Source organism: Pseudomonas sp. Leaf434, from assembly GCF_001425545.1.
GTDB lineage: Bacteria > Pseudomonadota > Gammaproteobacteria > Pseudomonadales > Pseudomonadaceae > Aquipseudomonas > Aquipseudomonas siliginis.
Window position 1 is genome coordinate 177,620 of the sequence record NZ_LMQZ01000007.1, and the last position, 15,599, is coordinate 193,218.

Below are 15,599 nucleotides of genomic sequence, written 5' to 3' on the forward strand. Positions count from 1 at the left end.
GAACAATCCGGCTGGTTCATTCACTGGATTGAATGAGCATGCGTTCTTCGATCAACGCCTGTTCGCGGTTGAGTTCAGCACGTAACTCTTCTTCGCTCGGCAGTATCGTCTTGTAGCTGCTGGCGAACAGTTGCTCATTGCCTTTGAGCATGGAATAGCGCGCCACCGAGTCATTGCTTTCCGCGCTCAGAATGATACCGACGGTTGGCTTGTCACCTTCGCTGCGCTTGAGCTCGTCGTACATGCGCACATACATGTCCATCTGCCCGACATCGCGGGCGCTGAGCTTGCCGCGTTTCAGGTCGATGATGACGAAGCACTTGAGCAGGTAGTTGTAGAACACCAGATCGATATAGAGGTCGACGCCGTCAGTGCTGATGCGTTGTTGGCGGGCGACAAAGGAAAAGCCTTTGCCAAGTTCAAGCAGAAAGCTTTGCAAGTGATCGATGAGGGCTTGTTCGAGTCCGCTTTCCCTGACTTTGCCTGCCGAGGGCAGGCCGAGGAATTCGAGCATGACCGGATCGCGAATGAATTCCCGCGGATTGCATTTCATCGCGTCGATGTTGGTCGTGGCTTCCTCCACCACCTCGGCTTTGTCCTGACTCATCAGCAGGCGCTCGTAGTAGAGCGTCAGGATCTGACGATCAAGGGCGCGGCTTGACCAGTTGAGGTCGGCGCATTCGTTCATGTACCACAGGCGCGCTTTCTCGTTCTCGACGCGTAGCAGGCGGCGGTAGTGGGTCCAGCTCAATTCGGAACGCACTGCGTTCCAAATTGGAAAAGACTGATAAAAGCTACGCATATATCGCAGATTGCGCTCATCAAATCCCTTCCCGAATTGCCCCGTTAGATCCTTCGCCAGCAGCGCGAGCAACTGCTGGCCATAACCCGCACGCTGAGCGCCTTTCTGTTCGAAATCGACGATATGCCGGCCGATTTGCCAACAGGTCTGCACCTGAATCGTATCGACCGCGCGTAGCACTTTTTGCCGCGCCTGGCGAATCAGCTCGCCCAGTTCGCCCAGCAGTGAATCGATTTTATGGTCTTGCGTATTAGCAGATTTGAGCTGGCTCATCGGGTCTTCCGCATTCTGGAAACAGAGACGCAAGCATGCCGGGGAAGGCGGCGCAGGTATGTCGGGCGAACCTGCGAGTTCGGAAGGAAGGGTGGGACAGGCGTTGCAGGACATTGCCACCGGAAGGCGCGTAACAGGGTAAATGTCCGTAGTCCATTTCGTACTTTTGCCCAGTCAATCGCCGCAGAGTTGGCAGCGCTGCGGTGAGCGATCTGGTGTTGCGCTGGAATGAAAGAACAGGCAGGTAAGAGGCTGCTTCAAAAAAGCGCCCCAGTTGCATCATCGCGAGCGCTTGCCCTTCGGCCTCTGCTCACGCACCCGCCCTTTGCGATAAATCCACAGCCCGAACACACCGATGGCCAACATGAACGCGGTCCAGAAGCTCTGCCACATGAACTCGAACCAGTATCGCCGAGGTTGCAGTGCCAAGGTGTAGGTGCTGCGCGGTCCGCGATTGTTGGTGGTGATGGAACCGCTGATCCAGCTTTCGATAAGCATGTAGATCGAAAGACACACGGCTAAGGCAATCAGCACGCCAGCGAGCACCGTCAGCCAGAATGTCCAGTGGCTCGGGCGATACGGCGGGGGATGCGGCAAGCGAATACGGGTTCTTTTCTGATTCATAAGCGAGGCTCGCGCAAGTCGGTCAGGAAACTGCCAGCTCTTGCAGCTGTTCAGTCGGCATCTGCCGCGGGCTCGTCGGGCGTGCGGCAAGGTGGGCGCATTCGGCGATCACCTTGAGAATGCCGATCACCGCCGGGGTCAGCGCAGTGCCGAGGCAGATGCGCACGCCTGTGGAAGCCTGGCCATCGGCGAAAAAGATCCCGCTGCCAGCCACGTGGCAACCACGCTCCGTGGCCAATTGCTGCAGCGCCGGCATGTCGGTGTGTGCAGGCATTTCGATCCAGTGGATGAAGCCGCCGCGCGGTGGCACATAGACGGTCCCTAACGGGAAATCCGTGCGCACCAGCGCTTCGACAAAACTCGCCAGCGAGGACAGTTGCGATCTCAATCTGGCGCAGTGTTCGTCCATGTAGCCACGGCCGATAAATTCATTGAGGACGTTTTGCGCAAGGCTGGAAACGGCCAGGTTGCGCGAAAACATCTGCGCGAGGATGGCATTGCGGTATTTGCCGGCCAGACACCAGCCGACGCGATAACCCGGCGCGATGGTTTTGGAAAAGGACGAGCAGTAGATCGTCTGGCCGCTGCTGTCGTAGCTCTTGAGGGCGCGCGGCCGATCAGCTTCGGGCACCAGGTCGAAGAAGATGTCGTCTTCGATGATCGGCACATCCGCTTCCCGGGCGATCCTTGAAAGTCGCGCGCGCGCTTCGTCGGGCATGATGAAACCACGCGGATTCTGCAGCGTCGGGTTGAGAAAAATCACCGCGACCTTTTTTTGCTTCAGGGCTTCTTCCAGATGATCGACATCCAGGCCCGTGCGGCCGTCGGTGCGGATCGGCAGGGCGCGCATGCCCAGGCGTTCGATGGTCTGCAGGATGCCGTAATAGGTCGGGGTTTCGATGGCGACTGTAGCGCCTTTCGACGCGACTGCTTCGAGGGCGAGTTCCAGAGCGATGGTGTCGCCCGATGTCACCAGAATGTCGTCCGGCCCGCATACCACTCCGCGAGTCAGCATCAGGCCGGCAATACGCCTTCGCAGCGCGGGAAGGCCGGGTGGCGCGACCAGACCGCTCAGCGCGTTGTCGGTCCTGGCGGCCAACACCGAGAGGCATTTGTTGAGCAACACGTTGGGCGTGAGATCGCTGTGCAGGACGGCCGAATTCAGCGATGCGGTGGTGCGCGAGGCCGCCTCGGAGAGCATCGCAACCACCGCATGATTGACGTTGACGGTGACACTGGAAAAGTCGAAAGCGCCGGACGGTTTTGCCCGCCCCGATGCCGAGACGAAGTAGCCGACGCGCGGTACCGTCGAGACGTAGGCGTCGGCCTCGAGATCGGCCAGCGCCCGCTGCACCGTGGTGATGCTGGTCTCGAACATCCGCGCCAGAACGCGGATTGACGGCAGTTTCGCTTCGGCCGCCAGGTCACCGCTGTCGATCTGGCGAATAATCCAGTCCTTGACTATCCGCCAGCGCTTGTCCGGCAAATCAAACCTGTCCATAAGTTCTCTGTGATGATTCGAAACAATTCACAGAAAGTAGAGCAAAACGATCCCCGTTGCAGCAACTATGACGATGTTCAGCGCCACCAGACCGAAGGCGAAGCGGATCAGGCTGTTTTCTTCCTGGCGGTTGGCCCCGGCAAGTCCGGTGATCAACGACAGAATCGACAGCGAGCCAAGTGCGCCATGGCCGGCGGCGCTGTTGACCATTGCCGCCAGCCACGCCCCGTGTTCGCTGCTCAGCGCGGCAATGGACGGCATCACCAGCGTGTTGCCGCCGACGTTGGAGCCGGTGACATAGCCGGCAATCCCTGCCAGCAGGGCGATCGTCGGTGCCAGCGAAATACCCGACATGGATTGCAACGCGCTTTGCGCCTCGACGAGGAATCCAGCGTTGACCATCACCTGAGACAGCAGCAGGAACAGGAAGATTGTCGTGACCGGAAACTTCGCCCGGTTGAACAGCGCTGGCCACGGGAAACCCGCGCCCGCGGTTTGCCTGAACGCCATCAGCACGGTCACGATCAGCAGCGCCAGCCCTGGAGACGCCAGCGGCTTCCATGAAACGTGTTCGCCCCTGATGACCCACAGGCCATCCCAACCCGACAGCACGAACAGTCCGCGCGACGCCACAATCACTCCCAGCAAGGCCAGATAAGGCCATGCCGCGCTCGGCCAGCGCACCAGTTTTTTCCGTTGCGCCCAGGAGATGCCCAGGCCGACGCAAGCCACGGCCAGCCCGGCCAGCACACCGGAGACTTCCGGGCCGACCCACAGGTTGATGGAAAACAGCACGGCAACGAACAGGGCGGTCACGACAAGCAGCCCCAGCCACGCTGTGATCCTGCGGATGCCGGCCTGCCACAAGGCCAGCGACGCCAGGCAGAGGAACACCGGCGCGCTGATCAGCGCCGAATGGCTACCGAGGGTTTGCGCCGGCAGGTGCGCCAGCAGGGCGCCGATTACCGTCGCCAGACCCAGCGTGCCCCACGGCATGATCACCATGCCGGCGAGGGCGATTTTCATCCCCGACTGGCGAGTGAAAAGCCCCATCAGCAGCGGCACCGTGGCGATCAGCGAAACGCCGAAGCCGGTCATCGCTTCCAGCAGCGGCGCCAGACCCAGCACGATGAAAATCACCTGCGCCGGGGGTGTCCAGCCGAGTTCCTTGACCCACGCGCCGATGGCCTGTGGCGCGCCGCCGCGCTCGACCAGAATGACGAAGGCCAGCCCTGGGACGATGACGCACGCGGTGCTGAGAAACAGGATCGTGGTGTCCTGAAAAATCGCCGAGGAGATCGCCGCCGACACCGGCCCGGCAGCGCCCAGCGCCCACAGCACCAGCACCAGCACCACACCGGCCAGCGCGGCCTGTACCGGCGGACGCCGGAGGATCAGGATCAGCGCGATCACCAGCGCGATCGGTGACATTTGCAGCAAGAGAGAGCTCATAGCGGTTTCCTTGGCTTAATCGTGCGTCTGTCCGCTGTACTCGGTCGCCCGCATGGACGCGCGCTGGCAGAACGTCTGATACCACTCGCTCAGGCGTGCTTGCGCCGAGAAGTCCGAGAGTTGACGGAAAGCGATCCAGTCCAGCGCGGTCGCCAAGGCGATGTGGCCAACGGTGATCGGGCCATTGAGGTCGACGTGCTCTTCGATGAAGCGATACGCCTCCTTGAGTTTGTAGGCCTGGCCGTCCGCGTACGCCGGATAGCGCAAAGCCTCGGGGCGCCGCTCGACTTCCCAGCGCAGCTTGATGCCGACGTCGCACATGCCCTGCGCCAATGCCTGCAGGCGCAGCGCCTTGTAGCGCTCGGGGCCGCTGGCCGGGATAAATTTACGGCCATTGCTCAGGTCATCGAGGTATTCGCAAATCACGATGGAATCGAACAGTGCGCTGTCGTCGGGCAGCATCAGCACCGGCACTTTACCCAAGGGGTTGGCCTGGTAAATGGTCGCGTTCGGTGAAGTCGGGCTGGTCTCGTGATGTATCACCTCAAGGCTCGATGCGATGCCAAGTTCGTGAGCCAGCACCAACACCTTGCGGGCGTACGGCGAATGCGTCTGATAATAGAGTTTCATGCGCGAGTTCCTGTCTCAAGGATGGCGGTGGCGACTCGATGGGCGTCCATGAACAGCCGCGAAGGTGCGCCCGCCGAGGTGACGTAGTGGTTGTAATAACAGGAGCCTTCAGCGAGCGGACCCAGCACCCAGATGTCACGCACCGTTTCGCCGCTGTTCGACTTGGGGTTGGACGCCGCGTCGACATCGATGCCGTCGATGCCCGGCACATCGGTGCGTGGACGCACAAGGCCCAGGCGCGCGAGGTCGCGCACAGGTGCGCAGTCGCTGTGGGTGACGCCGCTGCTCTGGACGTAACCGGCGACTCGCTTGAAGTGATCGATCGCGGGGCGTGAGCCGGGCTTGAGAAAGGTCAGCAAACCGGCATCACACAGCGCGAGCAGATCGGCGTGGCGCTCCTTCTGCGGGCCGGCGACCAGACGGTTGATCGCCTTGTGCCAGCGGCCATAGAACTGCCGATGCGAATCTTCGGTGAGCCCATCGAAATCGACCGCCTCACGCAGCCGGTCGCGCAAGTCGCGCCAGACTTCGATGGCGGCTTTGATCGGCGACGCGCCGCGTCCCAGACGTGCTTCATGCAAGTCGGCTTCGAGGGTGTCGTAAATCCATGCGTGATAGTTGTAAGGCGTCACGCTGTCGGGCAGTGCGTGGCAGATCAGCTCCAGCGGACTGATTGCGCCGGCAATCGCTTCGAACTCGCGCAGCAAGGCTTCACAAGCGGCCACACCGGCAGGGCCGGCAACGCTGACGGTTCTGAGCTGCTCAAGCAGCTGTTGCGGCGCTGAAGGTTTATGCAGAACGGCGACCGCAGCGGCACGCATCTCCAGCAGCATCAGCGGCAGAATGTCCCGTTCGAAATCCAGTCGGCGGTTGTGCGCGTTGACCCGCAACGATTCGATACGCTCGCTCGTGAGCAGCACGGCGCTATGGCGGGGGAAGCCGATCAAGCCATTGGGACGCGTGCGAAACGGCAGCCCGTCCCGCGACTGAATGAAGATCACCGGCTCCTGACCCGAAGGCTGGTAAGTGTGACTGCCATCAGCCATGGGTTTGTAGATCCCGCCTCTGCCAGCCGTCAGCGCCGCCAGGGTGTCCATGGCGCCCAGGCCCAACCCTTCGATCAACACCGTTTCGCCGGGCTCGACGGTGGTGAGGCTGCCCGGCAGCGGGTAAACGTTGTCGACCCGGTTCTGCCCCGCCAGGCGCAGGCGTCCGGTGTGGCCAACGGTCAGCACCAGACGATCCACCGTCACCGCAGCGCCTTCTGCGGTTAGCAGAAGGTATTGCTGATTCTCGTTGCGCTCGACCGCCGTGACCTGATGCCGATGCAGATTGACCGTGACCCAAGCGGGTGCGGTCGCGAGGATCCGCGTGAAGGCGTCGGCCAGATAAGCGCCGAGCAGGTGCCGTGGCAGAAAATCCTCCGGCTCGACGTCGCGACCGTCGGCGGCGAGCAGGCCGCTGTCGGGGTCAACCTTGACGCGCTGTGCTCGGCACCACGCGAGAAAGTCCGGCCCTGGCCGTTCCCGGGCGTCGGTCAGATCACCGAACGCTGCTGCGTCGGGAAATACCCCGAGCTGACCGGCGACGGTGTTGAGCAACAGGTAGTCCGGTTGATCGGGCCAGTGCGCGCCGCTGCCGAGCACGTTGGGCTCGAAGATGTCGATGACGACCGGTTGTTGCGGACGTTCCTCGGCGCGGCTCAACAGGCGCTCGAATATCGACAATCCGCGCGAACCGCAGCCGACCAGGCCGATGTGCACAGGCGCCTTCACCATCTGCGCTCCTCGCCAAAAAATGACGGGATGGCAATTGCCGTACCGGCCGCCACCGCAATGTCGTGGATCATCCGGCCAATCGCGAGATCGAGAATGCCCATGCCGAATGGCGAATAGATCAGCGGTTTGTCTTGGGCGACATGCAGGTCACCGCGAATCAGCTGCGCCACTGTGCCGGTGACAAAGTCGCGATGGCCGTATTGCTGCTCGGCCAGATGCGGTGAGGTATTGGCCTTCAGGCAATGGGTGATGTCGTCGAAGTAGTTGTAACTTTCCTCGATGATTTCGGCGCCGATATCCCGCAGCGAGATGTTCAGAACAATCTGCCCCGGGCGGAACGTGCCCTGGCCTTTTACGTAGGGCTCGCCCGCGCTGGTGGCGAACACCACGATGTCGGCTGTCAGTGCGTCTTCGAGCGACAGCAGACGCACATCCGGCAGGCCCAGTTGTTCGCCAAATTCCGCGAGGGCTTGCGCCGATTCGGCGTTGAGATCGTGAATGCCCACGCTGTCGAAGGACCAGTCGTCCGCGACGAAAGTCTCGAGGATATTTCTTGAGATTACCCCGCCACCAATGATCGAAAGTGTCGCCGCGTGGCGGTTCTGGCCATTCAGCCACCAGGCACCCAATACCGCCGACGCCGCCGTGCGCACGGCACTGATCAGCGCACCTTCGAGCAGGGCGTAGGGATAACCGGTCTGCGGGTCGTTGAGAATCAGCACGGCAGATGCGCGCGGAATGCCTGACTTGATGTTGTCGGGATAACTGGCAATCCACTTGATCCCGGAGACGGATTGATCGCCCTCGCTGTCGACGATGGCCGCCGGCAGCGCAATGATCCGGTTCGCCGGTTGCGCAGGGAAACGCAGAAAATAACTGTCGGGGTTAACGGTTTCGCCACGCTCGTGGGTCAGGTAGGTCTGCGCCACCATGTCGATGGTTGCATGCCGCAGCCCGTTGAGGATGTCTTTGACGACAGCGCCGGGGATGACGTGGAACGGCTGGATCGGATTCTGTGTGGTCATGAGGATTACGCCGAGAGTGCCAGAGCGATTTCAGGGAAAAGGGGCTGCAGTGCGGTTGCGCCGATCCGCTGGGTGACCCAGTCGTCGGAGTAGATGGTTTCGAGATAGCGCTCACCCATGTCGGGGGAGATCGCCACCACGACATCGTCGGGCCGGATATGCGGCGCCCACTGGCGGATGCCGGCGAGCACAGTGCCGGTGGAGCCGCCGAAGAGCAGGCCGTAGCGTTGCGCCAGCCAACGGCAGACCTTGATCGTCTGTTCCTCGGGAATCGACAGGAAGTCGTGAATGCCCGACGACTCGAATATCTCCGGCAGGCGGCTGGTGCCGAGCCCCGGGATATGGCGCGTGCCGCCCGGCAGGCCGAACGTCACCGAGCCGACGGTATCGACGGCAATGACTTTGGTCTGCGGATGATGTTCGGCGAAGTAGTTCTTGCAGCCCATCAGCGTGCCGGTGGTTCCCGCGCCGACGAACAGGTAATCCACCTGGGGAAACTTGCGCGCGATGGACCTGGCAGTCGCTTGATAGTGGGCGAGGGGGTTGGTCGGATTCTTGTACTGGTTGAGCCAGATGTAGTCGGCGTTGTCAGCGACCAGTTGTTCGATCAGGCGAATCCGCGAATTCAGGTAACCGCCGTTCTCGTCACGCTGATCGACCATGAGCATTTGCGCGCCAAGGGCTTGAATCAGCTTGCGGTTCGGCGCGGAAATATTCGGGTCGATTACGCAAACGAACTTGTAGCCCTTGGCCGCGCAGACCATGGCCAGCGCAACGCCCAGATTCCCCGATGAGGATTCGATAAGGCGTGTCTTGTGGTTGATCAGTCCGCGGACTTCAAGATCAGTGATCAGCGCGTGCGCGGTCTTCAGCTTGATGGAGCCGGCGGGATTCAGTCCTTCGATTTTCAGCTGGATCGTTGCGCTGCAAAGATCGCCGATCTGCACATAACTGTCTTCATTGATGAGTTGCTTGATCATACGTCGTCCGTTTCGCTCTTTTGCCGGGCGCACGGGGGCGCCAGCATTCATCCTGGAATGTTTGAAAAGCACTAACTGCAGTCCGCCTGTGGGTTGGGTTCAGATTTTTTTGCTGGACAGGAAGTGACCTTGCGGGCGACGCCGATCGATTCAAAAAATCAGGGTTTGCGCTCTGAGGGCTACAGGAGTCCAGAGTGTTGCGGGGCGCAAAGTAGAGCCAGTCATTGGCTCGCCAAGGCTTGCTTGAAGTATTGGCGAAACGCCATCTACACGGAGAGATACAGATTTCGGGTTTTTTCCAGTACAGCTGGAATCCGGGTGTATCGAAGGGGACGAGGGGAGGGGAATCAAATCGCAGGCATAAAAAAACCCTGAATCTTGCGATTCAGGGTTTTCGGTATTTGGTGCCCAGAGACGGAATCGAACCGCCGACACGGGGATTTTCAATCCCCTGCTCTACCGACTGAGCTATCTGGGCAACGGGGCGCATTAAAAGGGTTTTTCGGATTTACGTCAACGACTTTTTGAAAATTTCTTAAATTAATTCCGTCGCTTACGAAATATACCGGTTATTCGGCTGGCGGCACGTAGCCTTCGGCCTTGGCGTATTCCTCGCCGGAGAAGTACTTGTCCATTTCGCCCTGCAGGTATTTGCGATCGTCGGCGTTCATCATGTTCAGGCGCTTTTCGTTGATCAGCAGGGTCTGGTGTTTCTGCCAGTCGGCCCAGGCCTTGGCCGAGACGTGGTCAAAAATATCCTGGCCCTTGGCGCCCGGGAAAGGGGCGCGCTCCAGCGCGGGCAGTTCTTCTTTGTACTTGCGGCACATTACGGTGCGGGTCATGGCGACTCTCCTGCATTCAATACGGCGGCCGCGCGTTCGAGCAAGGTCTTGACCGGGGCAGCAAGGCCCAGGCGCGGCGGGGTGGCGAGGTTATACCAGAGCCAGTCGGCCTCGGCCACGTGATGGCTGGCTTCCTGCACCTGAACCAGCCACGGTTCGATGGACAACTGGAAGTGGCTGAAGGTGTGAATCAGGCTCGGCAGCGCCTGCTGCTGACCCATGGTCAGCGAGTGCTGATCGGCCAGATGCTGCAGATCTTCCAGATCATCCAGTTCCGGCAGGCTCCACAAACCGCCCCACAGTCCCGTCGACGGGCGGCGGTAAAGCAGAATCGCGCCTTCGCCGTTGGCGAGCATCGGCATCAGCGTGCGTTTCTGCGGGATGGCCTTGCGTGGCTTGGGAATCGGATAACGTGTTTCCAGACCAAGCATGTGCGCTTCACAGCCACGCTTGAGCGGGCACAGCAGACAGCTCGGCTTGCTGCGCGTGCAGAGTGTGGCGCCAAGATCCATCATCGCCTGGGTGTAAGCGTTGACCCGATCGTGCGGGGTGAAGCGCTCGGCGTTGGCCCACAGCTGTTTGGCGACTTTCGGTTCGCCGGGGTAGCCCTCTTGCGCCGTGAAGCGCGCCAGCACGCGTTTGACGTTGCCGTCGAGGATCGGCGCGCGCAGGCCCATGCTGATGCTGGCGATCGCCCCGGCGGTGGACAGGCCGATGCCCGGCAGCTCGGTGAGTTTTTCCACGTCGCGCGGGAATTCGCCAGCGTACTGGCTGACGACGATCTTCGCGGTCTTCTGCAGATTGCGTGCGCGAGTGTAGTAACCCAGCCCGGTCCAGAGGTGCAGCACCTCGTCTTCCTGCGCTTCGGCCAGAGCTTGGACTGTTGGCAGCGCCGCCATGAAACGCTCGAAATAGTTGAGCACGGTGCTGACCTGAGTCTGCTGCAACATGATCTCGGACACCCAGACCCGATACGGATTGATGTCCTGCTGCCACGGCAAATCGTGGCGGCCATGGCGGTCGAACCATTCCAGCACCGCCGTGGAAAACTGCTCCGCTGTCATCGCTTGAACAGCCCCTTCAATGCGTTTTTCAGTTCCGGACTGACTTTGTCGCCCAGTTTCTCGTCGATCTTTTCGCTGAGTTTGTTGCCGGCCATTTTGCTGGCGACCTGACCAAGACGGTCATTGTCGACACGGCAGGCCTTGGCGCCCAGTTCCAGCGGGCCACGGCAGCGCAGCGGCCACTCGATGCCGACGAACTTCTCGCCGACCTGGCAGGCCGGGTCGGGCATGGCGCTGGTATCGCCTTCGACGATGATGCCGACACGGTAATCCATGCCGAGCACGCGCAGGTCGATGTCGCCGTCACCGTTGACGGTCATGCCGGGGATGCGCACTTTCAGGTCGGGGTTGCTGGCGACGCCGTTGCGCACGGTCAGGTTGCCCTTGAGCTCCTCGAACGGCGTGTCCTTGCCCCGAGGCTCGCCGCTAAGGGTCTTGCGGTTGAGGGTGGCGATGCCTTTGCACAATTGCTGTTCAAGATTGGCGTTGAGCAGCACGCCGTTGTTGATGACGAAACTGGCGTTGCCGTTCAGCGTATCGATCAGCGCCTGTTGGCTGTTGCCGCTGCCGGTGAGGCTGCTGGTCAGCGTCACCAGCCCTTTGACCGGTGGAGTCTTGCCCTGGCTTTCGATGATTTTTTCCACCGGGACGCGATTGAGCCGGGTCTGCAGGTTCAGTACCGGCGCGCTTGGGCGCACGTCGAGCGTGCCGTTGGCGACGAAACCGCCGTTGTACAGATCACCGCTCAGGTTAGTCAGTGTCAGCAGGCCGCCCTGACCGGTGGCTTTGAGCGCGGCGTTCTGGATTGGCAGTTTGTCGAGGGTCAGTTGGCCGAAAGTCAGGTCGGCGTCCACGTCCAGTTTGGCCAGGCGCTCGACCGGCAGCAGGCGCTCGGTACTCCAGGCGGTTTTGCTCGGTTTGTCCGGCAGCGGCGTGGTACCTGCGACGGCGCCGGCCTCGGTGCTGGCGACTTCGGCCTGACGGGTTTGCGTGGCGCTGTTGGCCTGAGCCGATTTCGGTGGCAGGTAGCGGTCGACGTTGAACGTGTCGGCCTTGAGAATCGCGCGCAGCGACTGTTTGGCGAAGTCCTCGACGGCGATGCGGCCACTGAAGCTGCTGTCATCGAGTTTCAGGTTGATGTTGTCGAACGACAGGCTGGTCGGGGTGGCCGCAACGCGGCTGACCAGTTCGACCTTGCTCAGGCTGCCTTCGCCCATCGCCGGCAGTGTCTGGCCGATACTGTCGACGAATTTCGCCAGATCGAACTGGGCGATGGAAATGCCGCCGCTGATCTGTGGCGTCTTGTCGAGGTCGTTGGCTTTCAACTCGCCCAGGGCGCGCAACTGGTTGGCGGAAATTTTGATGCCGGTCCATTCGGCGACGTTCGCTGCTTTATCCAGCAATAACTGCCCTTGAGCGGAGAAGGTCATGGTTTTGCCTTGCAGCGGATCGCCAGCGAGTTCGCCGGTCAGCTTCAAGTCTTCGAACTTGTAGCGTTGCAGGGCGCGCTCGAAGCGCAGCTCGCCGTTGAGCTCGGTACGCACGCGCAGCACCGGTTGATTGGTGCCGAGGAACGCGGTGGCTTTCACCGGGATATTGGTCGAATCGTGTACCGGGCCGGTGCTCAACTGAATGCTTTCGGCACTGAACTGCTTGCCGGTCAGCTCATCGGTGTACTCAACGCGGGCGTTGTTCACGGTCAGACTGTCGATGTCGAGGCGGATCGGTTGCGCCGGTTTTTCCACGGCGACGGTCGGCTCGCTGGCGGTCGCGCCCGGTGTGGCGGGTGGAGTCGAGCCAGGCGCCACAGGCACCTTGCCGATGTCTTCCCAGTTGCCGTGGCCGTTCTTGTCGCGGTTCAGGCGCAGGTTGAGGCCTTCGACGCGTACGTCACTCATCTGCACTTCGCGGCGCAACAACGGCAGCACGCGCACGGACAGGCCGAGCATCTGCAAGTCGGCAAACGGTTCGGCAGGCTTGGCCAGAGTGGCGACGCTGGCTTCGTGCAGTTCCAGGCCGAGCCACGGGAACAGGCTCCAGCCGATATCGCCATTGAGCGTCAGCTCGATGTGGGCCTTGTCGCGGGCAATCTGGCGGATCTCGTCTTTATAGTCGTTGGGATCGAAGAGGTGGGTCAGGGCAAAGCCTGCCGCCACAATGATCAGCAACAGCCCGAGAAGTACCAGACCCAGGATTTTGCCGAACGCTTTCATGGGCGAGTCCTTGTAGTTAGTCGAATTGGTCATATGGCCGGGGAGTATAGCGCTGCCGGCACCCGGTTCGGTGTGGCGTCATCTGCCGAGGGTCGGCGGCGGTACCTGCAACTTCGCCACCGGTGCCTGCGCTTGAGGATGCCCGGCGGGCGCCAGAGGGCGCAATCCGGCCCCCGCTTGCGACGCCATTTTTTGCGCTTGGTTCACCCGTCGTGCAGTCACGCCCAGGCGACGGATAACTTTTCACACGCATAAATGGGACAAGTAGCAAACGGCGTGGTGCCTTTGCAGACGCGGGGTTGGCGGCTTCCCGAGTCGTACGAGAACAGATGACTTGAAAAAAGGTGATATCAGTTTGGTTTTTCTGTCACCTGAGAATGGTAACCTTCGCCAGTTCGTCCGCCCGTCTGCGACTTAACGTCGCGCCTTCAAGGAGCTTCACCTGAAAAAACGGTCATGCCTGCGTGCATAAGGCCGAGGGTGAGCAGTGGCTGGCGAACCATACTAACAATTGGGGGATACACAATGAGCACGAGCATCACGGCGGACGGCCTCAAAGCCGACCAGCCTGCGTTCCTGTCCAAGGAACGCATCATCGCCAAGCCCGGTTTCAACCGTTGGCTGGTTCCACCGGCCGCTTTGGCCATTCACCTGTGCATCGGCATGGCCTACGGCTTCTCGGTGTTCTGGTTGCCGCTGTCCAAGGCACTGGGCGTTACCGCGCCGGTGGCTTGCGCGCCGGACATGAGCTTCATCGCACAGGTATTTTCGTCGAACTGCGACTGGCCGATCTCCATGCTCGGTTGGATCTACACGCTGTTCTTCATCTTCCTCGGCTGCTCGGCAGCGATCTGGGGTGGCTGGCTGGAACACGCCGGGCCTCGTAAAGCGGGCGTGGTCTCGGCCTTGTGCTGGTGCGGCGGTCTGCTGATTTCCGCGCTGGGTATCTATACCCACCAGATCTGGCTGATGTGGATCGGCTCCGGCGTGATCGGCGGTATCGGTCTGGGCCTGGGCTATATCTCGCCGGTGTCGACCCTGATCAAGTGGTTCCCGGACAAGCGCGGCATGGCGACCGGCATGGCGATCATGGGCTTCGGTGGCGGCGCAATGGTCGGTGCACCATTGGCGACTGCGCTGATGAGCCACTTCGCTTCGCCAGAAGGCGTGGGCGTATGGCAGAGCTTCGTAGCCATGGCGGCCATTTACTTCGTGTTCATGATCGGTGGCGCACTGTCCTACCGCGTGCCGCCAACCGGCTGGAAACCTGAAGGCTGGACCGCTCCGGCGAAGAAAGCTTCCAACGCGATGATCACCAACCGTCACGTTCACGTGAATGTAGCCTGGAAAACTCCGCAATTCCGTCTGGTCTGGCTGGTGCTGTGCCTGAACGTGTCGGCGGGTATCGGCATCCTCGGCATGGCTTCGCCACTGTTGCAGGAAGTGTTCGGCGGCAAACTGCTGGGCGTCGATGTGCCGTTCGGTCAGCTCGACGCTGGCCAACTGGCCTCGATCGCGGCGATCGCAGCGGGCTTCACCGGTCTGCTTAGCCTGTTCAACATCGGTGGCCGGTTCTTCTGGGCCTCGTTCTCCGACTACCTGGGCCGCAAGAACACCTACTTCGTGTTCTTCGCGCTGGGTTTTGCCCTGTACGCGCTGATTCCGAACATGGGCCATCTGGGCAACGTTGCGCTGTTCGTGGCGGCGTTCTGCATCATCCTGTCGATGTACGGCGGTGGTTTTGCCACCGTTCCGGCGTATCTGGCCGACCTGTTCGGTACACAGATGGTCGGTGCGATCCACGGTCGTCTGCTGACTGCCTGGGCCGCTGCCGGGGTGCTCGGTCCGGTGCTGGTGAACTACCTGCGTGAATATCAGTTGAGTATCGGCGTGGAACGCGCTGCCGCTTACGACATCACCCTGTACATCCTCGCCGGCCTGCTGGTGCTGGGCTTCCTGTGCAATCTGATGGTCCGTCCGGTGGCCGACAAGTACTTCATGACTGACGCTGAACTGGCTGCTGAACAGGCGCTGGGTCATGACAAAGGTGCTGATGCGTCTACTGTTCTGGAATGGAAAGCCGCGCCGGGCACCAAGCCGTTGGCCATCGCGGCATGGCTGGTGGTGGGTATTCCGTTGGCGTGGGGCGTGTGGGTGACCCTGCAGAAGACGGCGGTACTGTTTCACTAAGGTGTTAGCTGAATAAACGCCGAACCTGTGGGAGCGAGCCTGCTCGCGAAGACGGAGCACCGGTCGACATCAATGTTGGCTGGCCTGCCGCATTCGCGAGCAGGCTCGCTCCCACATTTGTTTCTGGCATGCCTGTAATGGCTTGTATGGACATGTCTACCCGCGACAGCCGGGCGTTCTATCCGTCAGGCATCTCACCTCTCGTGTTTCTGTTTGCCTCCTGCG

Annotated in this window: 12 protein-coding genes and 1 tRNA gene; 1 reads left to right on the forward strand and 12 read right to left on the reverse strand. The window is 61.1% G+C overall.

The features are described 5' to 3' along the window. Positions 1-16: 16 nt before the first annotated feature. The 12 genes from ASG55_RS12980 to ASG55_RS13035 all read right to left on the reverse strand — a co-directional run bounded on the left by ASG55_RS12980 (position 17) and on the right by ASG55_RS13035 (position 13,184). Positions 17-1,075, reverse strand: coding sequence for a PDDEXK nuclease domain-containing protein (locus tag ASG55_RS12980; protein WP_056787202.1), 1,059 nt, complete (start codon positions 1,073-1,075; stop codon positions 17-19). A 279-nt stretch (positions 1,076-1,354) separates the two neighbouring features. After that, positions 1,355-1,699 carry a hypothetical protein gene (locus ASG55_RS12985; protein ID WP_056787206.1) on the reverse strand — a complete coding sequence of 115 codons (345 nt, stop codon included), beginning with the start codon at positions 1,697-1,699 and terminating at the stop codon, positions 1,355-1,357. Positions 1,700-1,721: 22 nt separating this feature from the next. Beyond that, the gene (locus tag ASG55_RS12990) at positions 1,722-3,200 is read right to left on the reverse strand and encodes an aminotransferase-like domain-containing protein (protein WP_056787209.1); all 1,479 of its coding nucleotides are present in this window, start codon (positions 3,198-3,200) and stop codon (positions 1,722-1,724) included. 27 nt (positions 3,201-3,227) lie between these two features. Further along, positions 3,228-4,652, reverse strand: coding sequence for an L-lactate permease (locus tag ASG55_RS12995; RefSeq protein WP_056787212.1), 1,425 nt, complete (start codon positions 4,650-4,652; stop codon positions 3,228-3,230). A 15-nt stretch (positions 4,653-4,667) separates the two neighbouring features. After that, positions 4,668-5,282, reverse strand: coding sequence for a glutathione S-transferase family protein (locus ASG55_RS13000; protein WP_056787214.1), 615 nt, complete (start codon positions 5,280-5,282; stop codon positions 4,668-4,670). Then, positions 5,279-7,060 carry an FAD/NAD(P)-binding protein gene (locus tag ASG55_RS13005; protein ID WP_056787217.1) on the reverse strand — a complete coding sequence of 594 codons (1,782 nt, stop codon included), beginning with the start codon at positions 7,058-7,060 and terminating at the stop codon, positions 5,279-5,281. The genes ASG55_RS13000 and ASG55_RS13005 overlap by 4 nt, the downstream gene beginning before the upstream one ends. Continuing rightward, complete coding sequence (sbnB, locus tag ASG55_RS27265) at positions 7,054-8,085, reverse strand: 2,3-diaminopropionate biosynthesis protein SbnB (protein WP_041477521.1); 1,032 nt, start codon at positions 8,083-8,085, stop codon at positions 7,054-7,056. Before sbnB ends, ASG55_RS13005 begins: the two co-directional genes overlap by 7 nt. A 5-nt stretch (positions 8,086-8,090) precedes the next feature. Further along, complete coding sequence (gene sbnA / locus ASG55_RS27270) at positions 8,091-9,065, reverse strand: 2,3-diaminopropionate biosynthesis protein SbnA (protein WP_082530294.1); 975 nt, start codon at positions 9,063-9,065, stop codon at positions 8,091-8,093. A 402-nt stretch (positions 9,066-9,467) separates the two neighbouring features. Further along, a tRNA-Phe gene (locus ASG55_RS13020) sits at positions 9,468-9,543 on the reverse strand. A gap of 91 nt (positions 9,544-9,634) precedes the next feature. Beyond that, positions 9,635-9,907: an oxidative damage protection protein gene (locus ASG55_RS13025; protein ID WP_041477523.1), complete on the reverse strand. Its 273-nt coding sequence runs from the start codon at positions 9,905-9,907 to the stop codon at positions 9,635-9,637. Then, positions 9,904-10,971 (reverse strand): A/G-specific adenine glycosylase, encoded by a 1,068-nt coding sequence (gene mutY / locus ASG55_RS13030; protein ID WP_056787220.1) that lies wholly within the window; start codon positions 10,969-10,971, stop codon positions 9,904-9,906. The genes ASG55_RS13025 and mutY overlap by 4 nt, the downstream gene beginning before the upstream one ends. Next, positions 10,968-13,184 (reverse strand): AsmA family protein, encoded by a 2,217-nt coding sequence (locus ASG55_RS13035; RefSeq protein ID WP_056787222.1) that lies wholly within the window; start codon positions 13,182-13,184, stop codon positions 10,968-10,970. The genes mutY and ASG55_RS13035 overlap by 4 nt, the downstream gene beginning before the upstream one ends. A 525-nt stretch (positions 13,185-13,709) precedes the next feature. Between ASG55_RS13035 and ASG55_RS13040 the strand changes: the two genes are divergently transcribed. Beyond that, positions 13,710-15,374: an OFA family MFS transporter gene (locus tag ASG55_RS13040; protein ID WP_016772126.1), complete on the forward strand. Its 1,665-nt coding sequence runs from the start codon at positions 13,710-13,712 to the stop codon at positions 15,372-15,374. The last annotated feature ends 225 nt before the right edge of the window (positions 15,375-15,599 follow it).

What these genes read in the sequence shown, in the direction of transcription:
- ASG55_RS12980 (WP_056787202.1), bottom strand. Translation starts at nt 1,075, where the DNA reads ATGAGCCAGCTCAAATCTGCTAATACGCAAGACCATAAAATCGATTCA.
- ASG55_RS12985 (WP_056787206.1), bottom strand. Translation starts at nt 1,699, where the DNA reads ATGAATCAGAAAAGAACCCGTATTCGCTTGCCGCATCCCCCGCCGTAT.
- ASG55_RS12990 (WP_056787209.1), bottom strand. Translation starts at nt 3,200, where the DNA reads ATGGACAGGTTTGATTTGCCGGACAAGCGCTGGCGGATAGTCAAGGAC.
- ASG55_RS12995 (WP_056787212.1), bottom strand. Translation starts at nt 4,652, where the DNA reads ATGAGCTCTCTCTTGCTGCAAATGTCACCGATCGCGCTGGTGATCGCG.
- ASG55_RS13000 (WP_056787214.1), bottom strand. Translation starts at nt 5,282, where the DNA reads ATGAAACTCTATTATCAGACGCATTCGCCGTACGCCCGCAAGGTGTTG.
- ASG55_RS13005 (WP_056787217.1), bottom strand. Translation starts at nt 7,060, where the DNA reads ATGGTGAAGGCGCCTGTGCACATCGGCCTGGTCGGCTGCGGTTCGCGC.
- sbnB (WP_041477521.1), bottom strand. Translation starts at nt 8,085, where the DNA reads ATGACCACACAGAATCCGATCCAGCCGTTCCACGTCATCCCCGGCGCT.
- sbnA (WP_082530294.1), bottom strand. Translation starts at nt 9,065, where the DNA reads ATGATCAAGCAACTCATCAATGAAGACAGTTATGTGCAGATCGGCGAT.
- ASG55_RS13025 (WP_041477523.1), bottom strand. Translation starts at nt 9,907, where the DNA reads ATGACCCGCACCGTAATGTGCCGCAAGTACAAAGAAGAACTGCCCGCG.
- mutY (WP_056787220.1), bottom strand. Translation starts at nt 10,971, where the DNA reads ATGACAGCGGAGCAGTTTTCCACGGCGGTGCTGGAATGGTTCGACCGC.
- ASG55_RS13035 (WP_056787222.1), bottom strand. Translation starts at nt 13,184, where the DNA reads ATGAAAGCGTTCGGCAAAATCCTGGGTCTGGTACTTCTCGGGCTGTTG.
- ASG55_RS13040 (WP_016772126.1), top strand. Translation starts at nt 13,710, where the DNA reads ATGAGCACGAGCATCACGGCGGACGGCCTCAAAGCCGACCAGCCTGCG.